General features: G+C 35.7%; 15 protein-coding genes. 3 read left to right on the top strand and 12 right to left on the bottom strand.

The genetic code is table 11. From position 1 onward, the window contains the following. Position 1: 1 nt before the first annotated feature. The 11 genes from D612_RS0100080 to D612_RS0100030 form a co-directional block, all read right to left on the bottom strand. Positions 2-937, bottom strand: a complete 936-nt coding sequence (locus D612_RS0100080; protein ID WP_017753422.1) for a Phenylacetic acid catabolic protein — start codon at positions 935-937, stop codon at positions 2-4. Between the two features lie 140 nt (positions 938-1,077). Beyond that, positions 1,078-1,776 carry an ABC transporter ATP-binding protein gene (locus tag D612_RS0100075; RefSeq protein ID WP_017753421.1) on the bottom strand — a complete coding sequence of 233 codons (699 nt, stop codon included), beginning with the start codon at positions 1,774-1,776 and terminating at the stop codon, positions 1,078-1,080. Next, positions 1,763-2,548: an ABC transporter ATP-binding protein gene (locus D612_RS0100070; protein WP_017753420.1), complete on the bottom strand. Its 786-nt coding sequence runs from the start codon at positions 2,546-2,548 to the stop codon at positions 1,763-1,765. The genes D612_RS0100075 and D612_RS0100070 overlap by 14 nt, the downstream gene beginning before the upstream one ends. Before the next feature lie 45 nt (positions 2,549-2,593). Further along, on the bottom strand, positions 2,594-3,604 hold the full coding sequence (locus D612_RS0100065) for a branched-chain amino acid ABC transporter permease (protein ID WP_017753419.1): 1,011 nt from the start codon (positions 3,602-3,604) through the stop codon (positions 2,594-2,596). Beyond that, positions 3,604-4,470 carry a branched-chain amino acid ABC transporter permease gene (locus D612_RS0100060; protein ID WP_017753418.1) on the bottom strand — a complete coding sequence of 289 codons (867 nt, stop codon included), beginning with the start codon at positions 4,468-4,470 and terminating at the stop codon, positions 3,604-3,606. The genes D612_RS0100065 and D612_RS0100060 overlap by 1 nt, the downstream gene beginning before the upstream one ends. Before the next feature lie 28 nt (positions 4,471-4,498). Then, positions 4,499-5,749, bottom strand: a complete 1,251-nt coding sequence (locus D612_RS0100055) for an ABC transporter substrate-binding protein (protein WP_017753417.1) — start codon at positions 5,747-5,749, stop codon at positions 4,499-4,501. A gap of 253 nt (positions 5,750-6,002) precedes the next feature. Next, complete coding sequence (locus tag D612_RS0100050) at positions 6,003-7,172, bottom strand: benzoate/H(+) symporter BenE family transporter (protein WP_267879052.1); 1,170 nt, start codon at positions 7,170-7,172, stop codon at positions 6,003-6,005. Positions 7,173-7,220: 48 nt separating this feature from the next. Then, the gene (locus tag D612_RS0100045; protein WP_017753415.1) at positions 7,221-8,093 is read right to left on the bottom strand and encodes a PaaX family transcriptional regulator; all 873 of its coding nucleotides are present in this window, start codon (positions 8,091-8,093) and stop codon (positions 7,221-7,223) included. A 109-nt stretch (positions 8,094-8,202) separates the two neighbouring features. Then, a complete protein-coding gene (locus D612_RS0100040; RefSeq protein ID WP_017753414.1) occupies positions 8,203-8,652 on the bottom strand; it encodes an acyl-CoA thioesterase in 450 nt (149 codons plus the stop codon). Beyond that, the gene (locus D612_RS0100035; RefSeq protein WP_017753413.1) at positions 8,649-9,428 is read right to left on the bottom strand and encodes a CoA-transferase subunit beta; all 780 of its coding nucleotides are present in this window, start codon (positions 9,426-9,428) and stop codon (positions 8,649-8,651) included. Before D612_RS0100035 ends, D612_RS0100040 begins: the two co-directional genes overlap by 4 nt. Positions 9,429-9,584: 156 nt before the next feature. Next, positions 9,585-10,502, bottom strand: coding sequence for a CoA transferase subunit A (locus tag D612_RS0100030; RefSeq protein ID WP_017753412.1), 918 nt, complete (start codon positions 10,500-10,502; stop codon positions 9,585-9,587). Between the two features lie 477 nt (positions 10,503-10,979). Here D612_RS0100030 and D612_RS0100025 point away from each other — a divergent pair, with 477 nt between their 5' ends. From D612_RS0100025 to D612_RS18570, 3 genes are all read left to right on the top strand, one after another. After that, the gene (locus D612_RS0100025) at positions 10,980-12,452 is read left to right on the top strand and encodes a methyl-accepting chemotaxis protein (RefSeq protein ID WP_017753411.1); all 1,473 of its coding nucleotides are present in this window, start codon (positions 10,980-10,982) and stop codon (positions 12,450-12,452) included. Between the two features lie 113 nt (positions 12,453-12,565). After that, positions 12,566-13,072, top strand: a complete 507-nt coding sequence (locus D612_RS0100020; protein ID WP_017753410.1) for a YbaK/EbsC family protein — start codon at positions 12,566-12,568, stop codon at positions 13,070-13,072. A 209-nt stretch (positions 13,073-13,281) separates the two neighbouring features. Continuing rightward, a complete protein-coding gene (locus D612_RS18570) occupies positions 13,282-15,408 on the top strand; it encodes a PAS domain S-box protein (RefSeq protein ID WP_017753409.1) in 2,127 nt (708 codons plus the stop codon). Positions 15,409-15,480: 72 nt separating this feature from the next. Here D612_RS18570 and D612_RS0100010 read toward each other — a convergent pair whose 3' ends face one another. Then, complete coding sequence (locus D612_RS0100010; RefSeq protein ID WP_017753408.1) at positions 15,481-16,593, bottom strand: KamA family radical SAM protein; 1,113 nt, start codon at positions 16,591-16,593, stop codon at positions 15,481-15,483. Positions 16,594-16,919: the final 326 nt, after the last annotated feature.

The raw sequence follows: 16,919 nt of genomic DNA, 5'->3' as shown, positions 1-16,919 counted from the left end.
ATTACACCACCTCTTTCCGTAATCGTTCTAATTCAAAGCGTCCTTTTTGAATTTGTTCAACAAATTCAACGTTTTGTGGTCCACGGTCCTTAAAGCGTTTAATGACATTTTGCCAAGTATCCGGCTCGTCGAATAACCATTTTTTATTTTCAACATCAAATTTGCAAGGAAACGGAACATCAAGGACGTATTTTTGGATTGCTTCATCATAACGAGCGGGGTGCTTTATTCCAATTGAATCTAAGAATGGTACAGCTGTTGAAAGCCATTTCTGACGTAGTTCATCATTTGTTCTTCCTTTTAATTTGTATTCTAATTGTGCTGAGCGACTTTTCAACTCATCAGCTACTCCGAAAAACTCTAGCGCCATTAAAAACATCCAGTCTACCGCTTTCTGCGCTTCTTCAGCAGTCTTTGGATCCTTCATTGCAGATTTCATGATTATCTCACCATTTCTTAAATGAAATAGTTCCTCTTTATCAACTTTTACGAGTGCCCGTTTCCACGGACCAAATGATGTATGTTCGTAGGCGTCTCCTAAAAGCGTATAACCAGCACGGTCAAATAATGCATTAAAGACTCCAAATTCAATCCAATTATCCAATTTAAAGTCAAAAGCAAAAGGATTTTTCCATACGTTTGCTTGACGTTCGTACAATAAACTATCAGTGTCCTCGCCTAAATCCTTTAATAAGCGGTAGGCGATATGCGCGTGACCAATTTCATCCTGAATTACTGCTAATGCAGTAATTTTGTAATTAAGAGTCGGCGCCTGATTGTATACAGACAATAGCGGCGGCGCACTTAACAGTTCTGTATCCCCAACAATGGTCAATGTTTGTTTTAATGCTGTTAAATACTCCTCATTCATATCTTTGATTTTTTCTACACAGAAACCACTTTTAATCTTTTCTTTTAATGAATTCTTACGCTCCACTTCCTTCACCTCTTATTATGTTTTTTTGACTATCGTCTATTAAATATAATATATAACATTCGGAATTTTCTGTCAATAATTTTTATTATGTTTTTAGGACATAAAAATCAAACCCGCAATACATGCAATGTCTAAATAAATCATCCTAAAGCCAAGTATTTATTTTTTACTTCTTTATTTTCAGAAAGCTCTTTAGGAGTACCTTCAAAAACAACTTCTCCTTTATTTAACACGTAGACATGATCCGCTACATTTAATGCCATTGCTAAGTTTTGTTCAACCATTAGCATAGACAAACCTTTTCCCTTAAGTTTTTTTATTATTGACATTACTTCTTTTACCATTAAGGGCGATAACCCCTCTGAGGGCTCATCAAGGAGCAGCAAATCCGGATTGGTCATCAGTGCTCTTCCAATTGAAAGCATTGATTGCTCACCACCGCTTAAGTTCCCGCCCATTGACTTTTTTCGTTCCTCAAGGCGGGGAAATAGCTCAAAAATTTTCGCGATTGTCCACTCACATCCGTTATTTTGACTTGCGGTTGTCATTAAATTCTCTTTTACTGTCAAATTCGAAAAAATTCTCCTACCCTGAGGAACAATGCCAATTCCTTTTTTGCTTATTTTATAGCTGGGCAGATTTTGAATTTCATTATTTTTATATAAAATTTTCCCTTGTTTAACAGAATTAAAGCCAATTATTGAGCCGATTGTCGTTGTTTTACCCATCCCATTACGTCCGAGTAGTACCGACATTTTTCCCTTTTCTACCGTTAAGGACACTCCGTGCAATATATGGCTTTCATCATAAAATGTATGAATACCTTCAACCTGAAGCATTCGCTGCCTCCTCTCCTAAATAAATTTCTCTAACTCTTTCATCTGATAAAACCGTTTCTCGGTCACCCTCCATTAGTACTTCGCCGTTGTAAAGAACGATAATTTTATCAGCTAATCCGAAAATTACATCCATATCATGTTCAATAATTAAAATTGTAAGCTCACGCGAGAGACTATTTAATAAATTTAGGATATATTTCGTTTCCGCGTTAGACATCCCGGCTGTTGGCTCATCTAAAAGAAGTACGTCTGGTTCAGTTGCAATACCCAAAACAATCTCTACCTGTCGTTGTTCACCATAAGATAAATTTCTTACGAAACTATCCTTACGATCAGACAGTCCCCATTTTTCTAGAAGAGTGTCTGCCTTTTCATATAGTGGAGAAAACTTCCTTGCCAAACGATCTTGAAACCAAATTTTCTCTAATTTCATCTTTCGTTGCAGTACTAATAGCAAATTATCCAATACTGTTAATTCAGTTAAAAGATTATTTTTTTGGAAAGTCCGGACAATTCCTTGCCGTACTCTTTTATAATTTGGAACTTTTGTAATTCGAAGCCCTTTATAAAATATTTCTCCATGCGTTGGTTCAAGATCACCGGCAATTATATTGAATAACGTGGTCTTCCCTGCTCCATTCGGTCCAATAATACCAATTCGCTCACCTTTTGCGACCTCGAAGTTGATTGAATTTAATACTTTAAGACCACCAAATTGTTTTCCAATGTTGTCAACTGTTAATAAAGTTGAGTTTCTGTTATTTTTTCCCATAACCACCACTCCCGCTGGAAATCTAATAAGAGTTTACGACGATCGCTATATAACTGACTTCGTTTCCTCATTTCCTGTATTAGTACTCACTTCGATTTGTTCAATGATTTCAACTTCAGTCCGATTTACTAGCTTTTTCTTAACAGATTGAGCAAGCCCTACAATTCCCTTTGGTGCAAAAATAACAAACAAAATAAATACTGTTCCGATAATAAGCATCCATAATTCCGTATAGGAACTAATAATCGTTTCCAAAAATACTATAAAACCGGCACCTAAAATTGGCCCCAAAATTGTACCTGCTCCACCGACAAGTACCATAATTAATACTTGACCTGACATTGTCCAATACAAATCATTAGGTGATACAAACCCATTAAAGTAACTGTACAAACAACCTGCAATTCCACCCAATCCTCCGGCCAAAACAAATGCTAATTGACTGTAGAATTTTGTATTATATCCCATTGCTTTCATACGTGTTTCATTTTCTCTAATACCGATTAATACATGACCAAGAGGAGACTTAATAAAACGGTTAACAGCATATATAACAACTAGAAAGATAATTAATATTAAAAAATATAAATAAATAGATTGTGAAAAATTAAAGGTTGATGTCAGCGCTGGTTTCGGAATACCTGATAGACCGTTAGAGCCCCCGGCAAAACGCCATTGATGAAAGGCCGAATAAATCATTTGTGAAAATGCAAGGGTTAGCATGAGAAAATAAAACCCGCTAGCTCTCGTACAAAAATAACCAACGATAAATGAGACTATGATTGATACAACAAGTGAAGCAATAAGTGTAACTAGTAAATGTTCTGAAATATTCTTGCCAACTAAACCAGCAGTATAGGCACCAACTCCAAAAAATGCAGCATGTCCTAATGAAACAAGCCCTGTATAACCAAGTAATATATTTAAACTTAAAGCAAAAATCCCTAAAATTAATATTTCTGTTGCGATACTTAGATAAAAGCTCGACAACAACAGTGGTAAAATACAGAGCGCCGTAATAACACAAGATAATACGATTGTAGTTTTTTTCGTCACTAAACCACCTTCTTCCCTAGTAAACCGTTTGGCTTAACAACTAAAACGATTGCCATCAATGCAAAAATAATGAATAAACTTACCTCAGGGAAAAAATATTTGCTAAACGTTTCTAGTAGACCAACTAATAAACTAGCAATAAACGTTCCTAAAAACGATCCTAACCCACCAATAACTAGCACAACTAGCGCTAATATTAACGTCTGAAATTCCATACTTGGATATATTCCTAATATTGGTGCAGCTATTCCACCACCAAAGCCAGCTAAAACTCCGCCAAACAGAAAGACACACGTAAATACGAGTTTAATATTAATGCCGAGTCCACTAACCATTTCTTTATCAACTAACCCAGCGCGGATAATTGCTCCGTAACGAGTCTTTTCTTGTAGGAACCACAGCCCAAGCCCTACAACAACCCCTATTGCTATAACCGTTAAACGATAAATAGGAAATGTTTGTCCGAACAATTGGATAGAACCTTGTAAGTAATCAGGCAGCGGCAATGACATAACTTGTGTGCCCCAAACAAGTTTCGCAATGTCGTGAAATACATAAGCAAGACCAAAAGTTAATAATACTTGCGAAAGGTGCCCTAAATGGTAGGTAGGACGTAAAAGTCCTACCTCTATTACAAGTGCAACCAATGCAACTAAAACAGAAGCTAACAAAATTGCAACCCAAAAATTCTCAATAACTTTTGTTAACAATGACAACGCAATATATGCTCCAAGCATATACATCGAACCATGCGCGAGGTTTAGAACTCCCATAATTCCAAATACAAGCGACAAACCACTTGTAATGATGAAAAGCAAAAATCCATATGACAAACCATTCACTAATTGAATTGCTAGTACATCCAAAAATACTCCTCCTTATTGTAGTGATAAGTTATTGCCCAGGATCTTGTACTTGCTCAATTGTGTGAATTACTTTGTTTTCGGTAGCACCATTAATAAGCTCCGTTTCGAGAATGTACATATTTTGAATGACGTGATGTGTTTCAGGATCAAATTTAAGCGGACCACGCGGACTTACAAATTCAACCTTTGAAATAGCCTCTGCAACCTTATTAGGGTCTGTTGTGTCACCGCCAATCGATGTTAGCGCTTCCACAATGATACGTGCAGCATCATAACCTTCTAAAGATTCTAGACTTGGACGAGCTCCGAATTTTGCTTCATAGTCTGCAACAAATTGCTTGTTCTCAGGTGTATCCAAATTATAATCCCAGAAAATAGATGCTCTAATTCCTTCAGGAGCTGTTCCTTGTGCTGGACGCGTGTCTTCCGCAACTAACCAGCCAGAACCAATTAACGGAATGTTGCCTTTTAATCCAAATTCTTCATATTGCTTAACAAAACGGACAGAGTCACTGCCTGCGAAGAAGGCATGTATTGCATCCGCACCTGAATTATTCATTTTTGCTAAGTATGAAGCATAGTCATTATTCCCTAATGGCGGATAAATTTCTTCAACGATTTCTCCACCCGCTGCGGTAAATGCATCTTTAAATGCTGCTGATACCTCTTGACCAAACGCATAATCGGCGGCGGTCACTAATACTTTTTTGCCAACATTATCGTATGCCCATTGTCCCATCGAATGACCTATTTGCCATGAAGTAAACGACGATCTGTAAATGTAGTCACTGCGCATGCCTCTTGTTAAATCATTGCCACCAGCATGAGATACAAGAAAAGGAACCTTTTTACTATCTACTTCATCACGGATTGCATACGCTACGGCTGTACTGATTGTTCCTGTTAAAATATCTACCTTATCCTCATCCATTAATTTTCTTGCTTTTCGAAGTCCAACCTGTGGATCGGCCTCTGTATCTTCTTTTATTAATTCAATTGACCTATCGCCAATTTTCCAATCTACACTGTCGAAATATAGTTCCATCCCTTTTCCTAGATTTTCTCCTAATGACGCATATACGCCTGTAGCTGGTAATAGTGCACCAATTTTAATTGGTTCAGAAGTGGCTTCACCTTCATTACTGCTTGCAGTGTTATTAGCTTCTGTACTAGTATTCTCTTGATTTGATGATGTTAAAGTACTTTGTGAACCACTACAAGCAGACAAAACTATGAGACAACCAATCAGAGCAAACATAAACCAATTTTTCACCTTCATAAATGAACACTCCCCTTTAATTTTTTGATTTTTTGTATGATTAAGATAGGTTACTCACTGATTAATTAATAAAATAGTAAACTATCCCATTACCAAGCTCCTTATTACTAGCACCTTGTTTAAACAGACATCCCGCTATGCTATTTTTCAGCGACCTCAAAATTCCATTTAAACTTAATCCAAAGCAAAGTTTACTAATAGTTTGTCGATTTGCGAGTTTTTTCGGAATATTCAGATAATTATTGTCGCAATTTTACCCTACCCTTCTAAAATCATCCTTCTCCATAACAAACGATACAATTGTTCCACCTACAAGTCCCCAAAACGGGGCACCAATACTTAGAAACTCAATTTCAGAAACGGTAATCATGAATGAAAATAATGCACCCATTTTGAAATTCGATGTAAAGCTTAATTCCAACGAGTTTTTGAGCACTCCTAACAGGGCAAGACCCCCTAATAATAAAATGAGTGAAGCTGGAATTATCGAGGTTAATGTAACTGCTATAGGGGCAAATAATCCAAAAATGATCCAGAGAATCCCCATCCAGACAGCACCAGTGTAAGCTGTATTTCTAGCATTTGTATCTGCCAATATTCCGGTCATCGGCCCGGCAATACATGCTGAATGGGCACCGAAAAAGCTATTAATAATCGAACCTATCCCACTCCAATTTGTCATTGCATTGACTGGTGGATCGAATTGCATACTTTTTAAAATCCCTATACCTTGTGCATTTTGAATAGCTATAACAGTTATTAATAGTGGAATGACAACTTCTCCAATCGTAGCTAAGCGAAAAGAAGGAATATATATTTGTGGTTCAGCAACTGAAAGTGTTACTTCAATTAGAGAAATCGGGCGGAATATACTATATAGTACCGCTGCAACAATCATTGCCGCGATTATAGGCGGAAACTTTTTTAAACTATTGCTAAAAAAGGTCATGATTAGAAAAGTTAAGAAAATAGCTCCATTTATTAAAAAATCATCTTTGAGTGCAGTAATGATGTTAACTCCAAATGGTAGCAATACGCCAGATACCATTCCCATCATAATTGGCGTCGGTAAAATCCTCAAAATTTTAGAAATGACTCCTGATAAACCTAGTAGTAAAATAGTAAATCCGGTAATGATATACGCACCAATTACATCTTGAAAAGTATGGTTTGCTAAAGAAGTACCAACTATAATTGCACCTGGAATTGAAAAGGCAACTGCAATTGGCTGCTTATAATAAAGCGATAATATAATTGAAAGAAGCCCTCCTACTATGTAGATTGAAAAAATCCATGATGACAGCTCCGATTGTGAAAGCCCGCCCTTAGCTGCGGATGATAAAACAATTAGTAACGGGCCAGTTATTCCAAATAACCACGCAACAATACCGTTAGATACATTTGTTAACGATGTATCATTAATAAAGCTTCTACCAATATGAAATATAATCGCCTCCGATCATCAAGTGAATCAAATATCAGAAAATGGACTTAATGCCTTCTCTCGTTGAACCTTCGCATCAAGATCAGGTGCTTTTACGAAAACAGTTTCAAAATAGCGCACAGCTCCGATTGAAATTAATTGATGAATATTAAAGAACAGCTCTTTTGCACGGATACCAATCCAATCAGCTGGTAAAAGATCATATGGAAATCCAGGGTCTTTAAATAAAAATTTGCGATATTCATGGACAAGTCGCGTTCTTTCAATGAAGCACTCCTCATCAGAAAGCCGGCCCTCCCATGCCTTTTCTTTAAAATAATCGTACTTTCCTTGGAATTCGTGAATAAAGCTCTCGTACTCTTTCGAAAGAGTGTTTAAATCCCATGCTTTATAAATTATTTCTTCATTTTTATGAGATATAATAGTACTGGATGAAAACAGAACTGTGTAGTCTTCTAACTTGTAATGACTTATCATGTCCATCACTTGTTTTTCAATATAATTCGGACTAATCCATACACTATTTGAAAGCATCCCAAAACCAATCCATGTTAATTCCTTACGAACCTGGTTACGTAAATCACGCATTTCCTCAGGCATTGAGTAGGAAACAATTCTCCAATTTCCATCCCACTTATTGTTTCCAATTGAATAAACTCTTTTCACTCCATCTTCAATTCGAAGTTTACCTTTAGGAGAAACAGTATAGTAGCTTTTGTTTCCTACTTTTCTAACAGTTAAAAGGTCTTGTTTGTTCATCCTAAGGATAGCTCCCCTAACAGATGACTCAGAAATCCCAAATTTCCCCAACATTTCAATTAAGCTTCCTACCCATATCTCCCATCCATAAAATTGAATATAATCACCAAATAATGTTGTAATTAACGATCTTGGCTTCATATGTGTTCTTCCTTCCTTACTAGCTATTAATGAGTTCTGTGATATTCTACCATTTAATAGTTTTTATTGAAATATAGTAAACTATTTTAAGAAGGAAACGGAAAAAACGTTATGCGTTTAGCAATGGATTTAACCCAGAAACATCATTAGCACAATCTTCTTTTAATATCGATACAACATCATCTGGAATTGGTACCGCTTTATATGTACCATCTGACTTTTTTACCCATCCTCTTACTTCATACCCATAACCAGTTTTATCTGACCCGCGATAAACAGCATGATTTAATTTCACTACTTTGTTATGAATTTCTGCAACCTCCGTTTGAATAGTAATAATGTCATCGTAATAAAGTGGCTTTTCGAAAGAACACTTTGCATCAAGCAGGGGAAGTATAATACCTTTTTCTTCTTCTAAGGTTGCAGGAGATAGTCCGATACTTCTAAAAAATTGATGGCCTGCAATGTCAAACCACTTAAAATAGTTTGGATAATAGACAATTCCTGCCTTATCGGTGTCTCCCCAATTTACCCTTATTTCAAATGAATTTTTTCTCATAAAGCACGCCTCTCTTTTCTTCCTGTCCAGAACCCTTGCGGGTCGATAGACCTAATGATTGCTAACTCTTCGCTTGTTGGTGGTGGTGTTTCTTTTACAGAATTAAACGCCTTTAATTCCCAGCCTGTTTCCGCTTGAATTTTCTCAATCGTAACTCCAGGATGATAACTATCAAGCTTTAATTCCTTTGTTTCTTCATCCGGTCTGAGAATTCCTAAGTTAGTTATTAAAGCACCAACACCCCCCCTTGGTAAGCCTACATCTGATCGATAACTCCCACCACTACCATAACCAACTGAGGTGATGTAATCGACCTTATGTCGTAACCGCTTTTTCTCATGGTTCATGATAACTAACAAACGCTGTGATAATGATGCAATATCAGCTGCCCCACCACTTCCCGGTAGCTTTACTTTCGGATTATGGAAATCACCAATATAAGACGTGTTAATATTGCCATACATATCAATTTCAGCACCGCCGATAAAGCCAGCTTTTACATACCCTTGTTGCATTAAATACATTAAATGATTTGTTGATGTACACCAGCATGATCCTAAAATATTAGGCGGGTCCCCCATTGTATAAAGGAGTTCAGCTGAAGGCTCATCACGAATGATTCCATCTTCAAATAATCCGATTGCATTTGGGGCATGTGTCTTTTTTGCAACGGAAAAAGCCAGGATTGGTAAGCGCATGCCTACAAACACAACTTCATGATCCTTAATTTCCCTTGCGGCTGCAACAACCATCAGTTCCTCTGTTGAGTAATCCATTCTTATCCTCCTTTGTTCATGTTTTAGACTCTACTCTGAAATAACTTCAAATAACCTTCATTTCATTCATGTATACAGAAAAATTTTCGCGTGAATTTTTGATAAAATTATATATTAATTCTCGACCTAGTCACTGCCACTTATTTAATTAGTCTGTTATTCGGCGGCATAGTTAACTGGAGCAGCTAGACTTGTGTTTTTAATCTTCAAATCTTCAATACGACCCTCCAATTGTGCTAAATAATCCTCATGCGAACCAATGTTCAATACCCATTTTTTCAGCCAATTTTCAAAACTTTGAAAATCATTCGTTTCTTTATGGTAATTATGAAAAAACGAATGATCACGCTTATAATAACCTTGAAGCGGAGATGGATGTGAGAATCCAGGACAATGAACAACAGCTGTTACCTTAAAGCCTGGAATTATGATCCGATTCGGATCACTTGTTATCGTTTCATTTGAAACAATCTCTTCTGCAAGTATAACCACTTTCCTACTTGCTAAAGCAGCATCCTGTGCTAAGCCTATATTCCCCCATAGGTGAGCGTTTCCCTGTTCATCGGAGCGCTGAACTCCGATAACTGTAACATCTGGATTTAGAGCTGGAACATAAACTAATTTTTCATCCGAAAAAGGATCAGAAAATACCTTTAATGTAGGATTACTATTTAGTAAATCTGAACCTAGTAATGATTTCATTGGCAAGAAAGGAACACCCATCGCACCTGCAAGTAGCGCTAAGCCCAGTGAAAAGTTACTATGGTCTTCAACTTCAATCCGTTTTGGAATCCCTTGTTCAATTGAACGCCGAAAATTATAACCAAGTCCTGCACTTACATTTCCTGACCATGCAGTAATTAATTTTGAAACAGAGCCAGCTCCTATCATTATGTCAAATAAAATATCAGATATAGGGGCAATCAAAGTCAGCTCTTGTTTGTTTTGTCTAATACATTCATAAGCAGCAGCAAATGGAATGACAGGCTCCAGACAAGCCCCCATCACAACGGAATCACCATTATTTATGTATTGATCAACCGCCTGTTCTAGTGAAACAACTTTATTAACCAATATTCAAGGCACCTCCCTTTTTAGCTATACCATTACTCTTAGTTACTTTATTATGGTTTTATTACTTTCGTCTAACATTCATAATATTCAAACTTAACAGAAAATTCAAATATCATTTTAGACTATCTGTTCCTGAAAACCCTGGATTTTCTCTTTTATGCTCTATATATCTAACGTTTACTACTATATCTATTTTTCTAACATTTTCATAGTACAAATAGTGACATATATTTTAACCATAAGCCAGTCTTACTTATTTCAATGAATGGATATTAAGCAAATTTTCCGTTTGTAATTTAATTGAGAAATAGCCAAAAAGTATTTTCATCCCCTTCATTTTTAAATTAAGTAATTCGACTTTTAAATAAAAAAATATTCTTTAATTTTTTTTGAATTTTCAACGAAAAATGTTGCAATTTGAAACCGTTATCATCATTATAAAGGTAGCTTACTAGATTTTAGACGGGGAGTGCGAACATGGATTATATAAGACTAGTTGAAAGTAGAAACAGACTTCTAATCTCCATTTTATGGTTCACGTTTACATGTGTATTCTTGTGGAATCTTTTTCACGAGGGACTTAGACTAAGTATTATTGCTTCGTTGCCAGATTTGTTTGTAAATATTTTAATTACAATTTTTGTTTGGAAACGAAAGTTCATTATGCAAACTATGTATTTAGTTGTATTTTCATCTATATTGACAACCTTTATTGTTTTTAGCCAGGAACCTTCATTTATAATGTTCTTCTTAGTCGTCCTTTACGTTACACTAATTTCTTTGTATGAAGATTTTAAACCTATTTTGATTACCTTTATTACTAATATTGCAATTTCAAATTATTACTTTTTGAAATTACATGAGACTGCATTTGTGGGAATGGAAAAGACTGACATTATCGGAATTGACTTAATGATTGTATTAATTTCCGGTGTAAATATCATTCAAGGTATTTTCGGAAAAAGAATGCGTATCAAAAATGATGAAACATATGTCCAAGTGCTAGAAAGTCAAAAGCACAGTGAAAATCTATTGAAAAATATAAAAAAGACTGTTGAATTTTTACATCAATTTGAAAAAGATTTGCGGGATAATGTTGAGAAAACCGGAGAACTTTCAATCAATGTGACGACAACCTTCACAGAGGTTTCTAAGGGGATTGAACGACAAGCTGCAAGTGTTATCGAAATGAACAATTCTGTTCATTCTACCGATAATGCCGTTGAACAAGTAACAAACCTTGCAATGAATATGAATAATTTAAGCACAAATACAATGAATACAATTAGTCAAGGTAATGAAAATGTTTCTCTTCTAATTAAGGAAATTGATAAAGTTCATGAAATTATGAAAGCAACTGTAGAAGTAATGAATGAGCTAAACAATCAAAACCATAAGATTGAAGAAATCGTAAGTCAAATTACGCAAATTTCTGAACAAACAAACCTTTTAGCCCTTAACGCTGCCATCGAAGCTGCACGGGCAGGGGAACATGGCAAAGGCTTTGCCGTTGTTGCCGATGAAGTTCGTAAGCTTGCTGAAAATTCACGTGAATCAACTTCAGAAATTACTACAATCTTAAAGGGAATCCAAGAAAAGACGGATCATGCATCTGACCAGGTCTCATTAGGAGAACAAGCTATTTCACATAGTGAATTGGCAATGAAAAGTGTGAATGAAACATTCGGAAATATTCACGATATTAGTCAACAAGTGAACGAAGAATCAAGAAATGTTCAACAAATGTTACAATCGCTCTTACATGATACACACCATATCGCAGAAGAAATTTCAGCTGTTTCAACCATTACCCAAGAAAGCTCAGCTTCATCCCAAGAAATAGCTAGCATTATCGAAGAGCAAAACAGTCGAATTCAGGAAATTCTGAAGAGCTTTAAAGAGCTTGAAAAGTTAATCTTAAATTTAGAGGACTTAACAAATAAGGAATAAATCAAGATGTAAGTGTGAAAGGGGCCAATACTATGAATGTATTGGCTTTTTTATTATAGATACTTTATGTTATTATTCTACGTAATACAGGTTGGACAAGGGGGCTATAAAAAATGTCGATTGAAAATGTAAGAGAACACTTTAAACAATGGAATCGCGAAAATGAAATAATGGAGTTTGAAACTTCGAGCGCAACTGTCGAGCTAGCTGCCGAGGCAATTGGCGTCATACCAGCGCGAATTGCAAAAACTTTATCTTTCAGAGGAGAGAACGATAAAGCCATCTTAGTAGTTGCTGCAGGCGATGCGAAAATTGATAACAAAAAATTCCGTGACACATTTGGCTTAAAAGCTCGAATGCTGGCTCCGGAGGAAGTTTTAGAGCAAACTGGTCATGCTATTGGTGGAGTTTGCCCATTTGGGTTAGTCCATAAACTTGATGTTTATCTAGATATATCAATGAAACGTTTCGAGACTTTATTTCCTGCATGCGGAAGCGGAAATTCCGCTATAGAATTAACAGTAGAAGAAATATTCCAATATTCATTTGCTAAAGAATGGGTCGATGTTTGTAAAGGTTGGGATCAATCAGAGGCACAAGATCAAGAGAATGTTATTTAAAATAATATGATTAGTAATAATTAATATTAGGTACAAAAACAAGCATACCCAATCATTTGAATTGGTTTGCTTGTTTTTTTATGCAATACTTTTTTTTAGCATTTAAATTTAAAAATTAATAAAATAGTAAAAATATTCTAGCTAATAAATTAAAATTAGTTTAAACTAAAATGGTGCATTTTGGAAGTAAAATAGAGAGGCGAACAAAAATGAATGGCATGATAACTAAGATGTACGATCTTTTCCAGCTTAATAGTTTGAAGAGAAGGATGCGTTTTTGGTTTATATTTCTAATATTATTATTTGTCATTTTGAGTTTTTTCTCATTAGCTTTATATGGAAGAAAACTTTATGAATATGACAGTCAGGATCATATTCAACAATTATTAAGCCTACAACACTTTATAATAGAGATATTTACATTGCCCTTCATCATTGTTGTTCTCCTTGGAATCATCATTACATTTTGGTTATCAAATCAAGTGGAAAATACAATTTACAAAGTTTTAGAAGGTGCAAAATCAATTTCGAAAGCAAAATTTGGGTATCGTATTGACCCGACTTCTTATCTTCATGAACCAATCGAATTACAAGAATTATGCAAAACATTTAACCGTATGGCTGAAATGATCGAATCAAATTTACTTTCAGTACAAAAAAGTGAGGAACGCTATCGTTCACTTATAGAATTATCACCAAACGCAATCGTTGTTCATCAGGATAGTAAGATTGTGTATGCCAATCCAGCATTTATACGTCTAATAAAGGCTGATTCTCTCAATGACTTTCTTGGCCAAAATATTATTAAATTTATTCATCCAGATTTTCAAGAAATAGTGAAAGAAAGAATGTACTTATTAGAAAGAAATACACCTGTAGGTTTGCTTGATGAAAAATATGTTATGATGGATGGTTCAATTATTGATGTACAAGTTATTGCAACACCAATCGAATATATGAATAAACCAGCATTTCAAGTTATTATACAAGATATTACTGACCGTAAAATTATGGAAAAAGAGCTTCAAGCGTCGCAAGAAAAATACCGCTTAGTCGTAGAAAATGTGAAAGAGGTCATATTTCAAACTGATATCCAAGGACGTTGGACTCTCATTAACCCGGCTTGGCAGGAAATTACTGGCTATACAATTGAAGAAAGTATAGGAAACACATTATTCGACTACATTCATCCTGATGATCTCGAACAGAATCTTCATACCTTTCAAGCTCTCATTGAAGGAAAAAATGAGTACTGTCACCTTGAAACAAGGTATTTAACAAAGTCTAGAGGTTTACGTTGGGTTGAAGTAAATGCGAAAATAACACTGGGCGAACAAGGACAAATTATTGGTACATCTGGTACTTTAGATGATATTACAAAGCGTAAAAATGCTGAAGAACAATTACGTGCAAGTGAAGAACGTTTCCGTCTAATTGCTGAATCCTCCAGCGATATGATTACTATGCATGACGAAAACGGCTACTATCTTTATGCATCACCTGCATGTAAAGAGCTATTGTATTATAGCGAAGAGGAGTTAGTAGGAATTGATTCCTACTCACTTATCCATCCAGACGATATCAAAACAATTCAAAATAACCATAAAGCTTTATTAGAGATAGGTTCTACAGTTTGTACATATCGTATTCGGAGAAAAGATGGACAATATTTATGGTTTGAGTCTTCAGTGAAATTGCTACCTAGAACATACTCCAATGATACAAAATGGATTGTTGTGTCACGCAATATTAACGAACGAAAGTTAGCAGAAGAAAAGCTTGAACAAGCAAATGCGATGTTACATCGCCTTTCAACAATTGATGGATTAACGGGAGTTGCAAATCGTCGCGCATTCGACGCACGATTAGAAATTGAATGGAATCATTGTAACCTTATCGCGAAACCCTTGTCTTTAATTATGCTAGATATTGATTATTTTAAGCCTTATAACGATGTTTATGGGCATTTAGGTGGGGATGAATGCTTGAAGGCGGTTGCTTCAGCTATACAACATACATTGGAGAGATCAACCGATTTCTTTTGCCGTTATGGCGGAGAGGAGTTTAGTGTTATCTTACCAGAGACCGATAAAAATGGTGCAAATAAGGTAGCGGAAAAAATTAGAACTGCTATTGAAGCTTTGCAAATTCCTCATCAAGAATCAAGTATAAGTCAATGGGTCACTGTTAGTGTTGGATCAGCAACCATTATTCCTAACTTAAATAGTTCACCAACAGATCTTATTTCTTACGCAGACAAAGCTGTTTATCAAGCTAAGAAGGATGGACGAAACTGTGTACGGAATTATGAGTCCTTGTTTGAAACGTATTGTTAATAGGTAAAAAATCGACAAGTGCAATTTAACTTGTCGATTTTTTATTATACTAGTAATCTTTTAAAATTAATCTTATACATTTATCTCGGCAGATTTCTTCCAATATTTTTCATTCCTAGGTAAATCATCAAACCATGATGCATCCTTAGGACAATCTAGAACAATTACTTGTCCATAATTTCCTTCCCTTGCTTGATGGTATTTCAAATAAGCTTTTCCATTCTCTATCGCCAAAATCTCAATCTTCCCTGAACTATGGCTCATGACAAGACGGATACGCTTCCCAAGCCCTGAAGTTTTGGCCTTAGCTTGTTCAACAATTTTGTAAACCTCTTCCAAAGAAAGAACAAAATCATAATTTCCCGCAACTGGTCTATTCACAAAAAAATAATATGGATTTACACCTGCCCAGGAAAGCTTGTTAAGTAAATCGGCTAAATCATTAGGATTATCATTAACTCCTTTTAGAATTGGAGTCTGATTCACAACTATGGCTCCTGATCTAATAAGTGCATCAAAGCCTTTCTTAGCTTCATGTGTTATCTCCTTTGGATGATTCACATGCGCCATAACGTAAATTCGTTTATCTGAATTGGAATAAGTTCTAAAGAGGTCTAACAGCTCTTCATCTTCATAGATTCTCATTGGATTATATACAGGGAGTTTGGAACCTAATCTAATAATCTTCACATGATCAATTTCCCGTAGTTGTTCAATAATTGATCGAAGCTTTTTCGTAGATAGCATAAGTGAATCTCCACCAGTTAATAGTACGTTATTGATTTCTTTATGCTCACGAATATAATTCAGACCAGGTTCGGGGTTAATAATAGCTTCTTTTTCATCATTTACAAATAGCCTTTTCCGAAAACAGAATCGACAATAGCCACCACAAACTTCGGATACTACAAGTAACGCTGTGGTCGTATACTTGTGTTGGCAGCCAGGAACTACATAATTTGTTTCCTCATCACTAGCATCCCATTTCCCATATTCAAGCAATTCACCCTCATTTGGGATAATAATCTTTCGAATTGGATCGTTCGGATCATCCCAATCAATTAGATTCAAATAATAATCATTCGCTCGAAATACGAAATTTTCAGTTATGGGCCTGATTGCATCTTTTTCCTCTAAAGAAAGCTGTTTAATTTGATCAACATTCGTAATATAATTTGCTTTCAATAAGGATCCCTCCCTTACAATATGTATTTTTTGCCCTACATTATTATCTTAACATAAAAATTGGTGTTGATTTAAATTTTAAGACCTATTTTTCTAAAAATTCACACAACACACAAAAAACTGTACATTCACAAAAAACTCTATTTCCTTTATATGGAGGGGTCAGGCTCCTAGGTGGCACCCTCTATGGACACCACCCTGGCACCTTGCAGTAATGTTGTTATGATTTCCTATACAAAAAGAGTAGTGGTTTTCCCACTACTCTTTCGCTTCGCCTGGCAATGTCCTACTCTCACAGGGGGACAGCCCCCAACTACCATCGGCGC

It is taken from the genome of Calidifontibacillus oryziterrae (assembly GCF_000331575.1).
Taxonomy (GTDB): domain Bacteria; phylum Bacillota; class Bacilli; order Bacillales; family Bacillaceae_J; genus Calidifontibacillus_A; species Calidifontibacillus_A oryziterrae.
This window is presented reverse-complemented; position numbering and strand designations above follow the sequence as displayed.

What these genes read in the sequence shown, in the direction of transcription:
- D612_RS0100075 (WP_017753421.1), bottom strand. Translation starts at nt 1,776, where the DNA reads ATGCTTCAGGTTGAAGGTATTCATACATTTTATGATGAAAGCCATATA.
- D612_RS0100070 (WP_017753420.1), bottom strand. Translation starts at nt 2,548, where the DNA reads ATGGGAAAAAATAACAGAAACTCAACTTTATTAACAGTTGACAACATT.
- D612_RS0100055 (WP_017753417.1), bottom strand. Translation starts at nt 5,749, where the DNA reads ATGAAGGTGAAAAATTGGTTTATGTTTGCTCTGATTGGTTGTCTCATA.
- D612_RS0100045 (WP_017753415.1), bottom strand. Translation starts at nt 8,093, where the DNA reads ATGAAGCCAAGATCGTTAATTACAACATTATTTGGTGATTATATTCAA.
- D612_RS0100040 (WP_017753414.1), bottom strand. Translation starts at nt 8,652, where the DNA reads ATGAGAAAAAATTCATTTGAAATAAGGGTAAATTGGGGAGACACCGAT.
- D612_RS0100035 (WP_017753413.1), bottom strand. Translation starts at nt 9,428, where the DNA reads ATGGATTACTCAACAGAGGAACTGATGGTTGTTGCAGCCGCAAGGGAA.
- D612_RS0100025 (WP_017753411.1), top strand. Translation starts at nt 10,980, where the DNA reads ATGGATTATATAAGACTAGTTGAAAGTAGAAACAGACTTCTAATCTCC.
- D612_RS0100020 (WP_017753410.1), top strand. Translation starts at nt 12,566, where the DNA reads ATGTCGATTGAAAATGTAAGAGAACACTTTAAACAATGGAATCGCGAA.
- D612_RS18570 (WP_017753409.1), top strand. Translation starts at nt 13,282, where the DNA reads ATGAATGGCATGATAACTAAGATGTACGATCTTTTCCAGCTTAATAGT.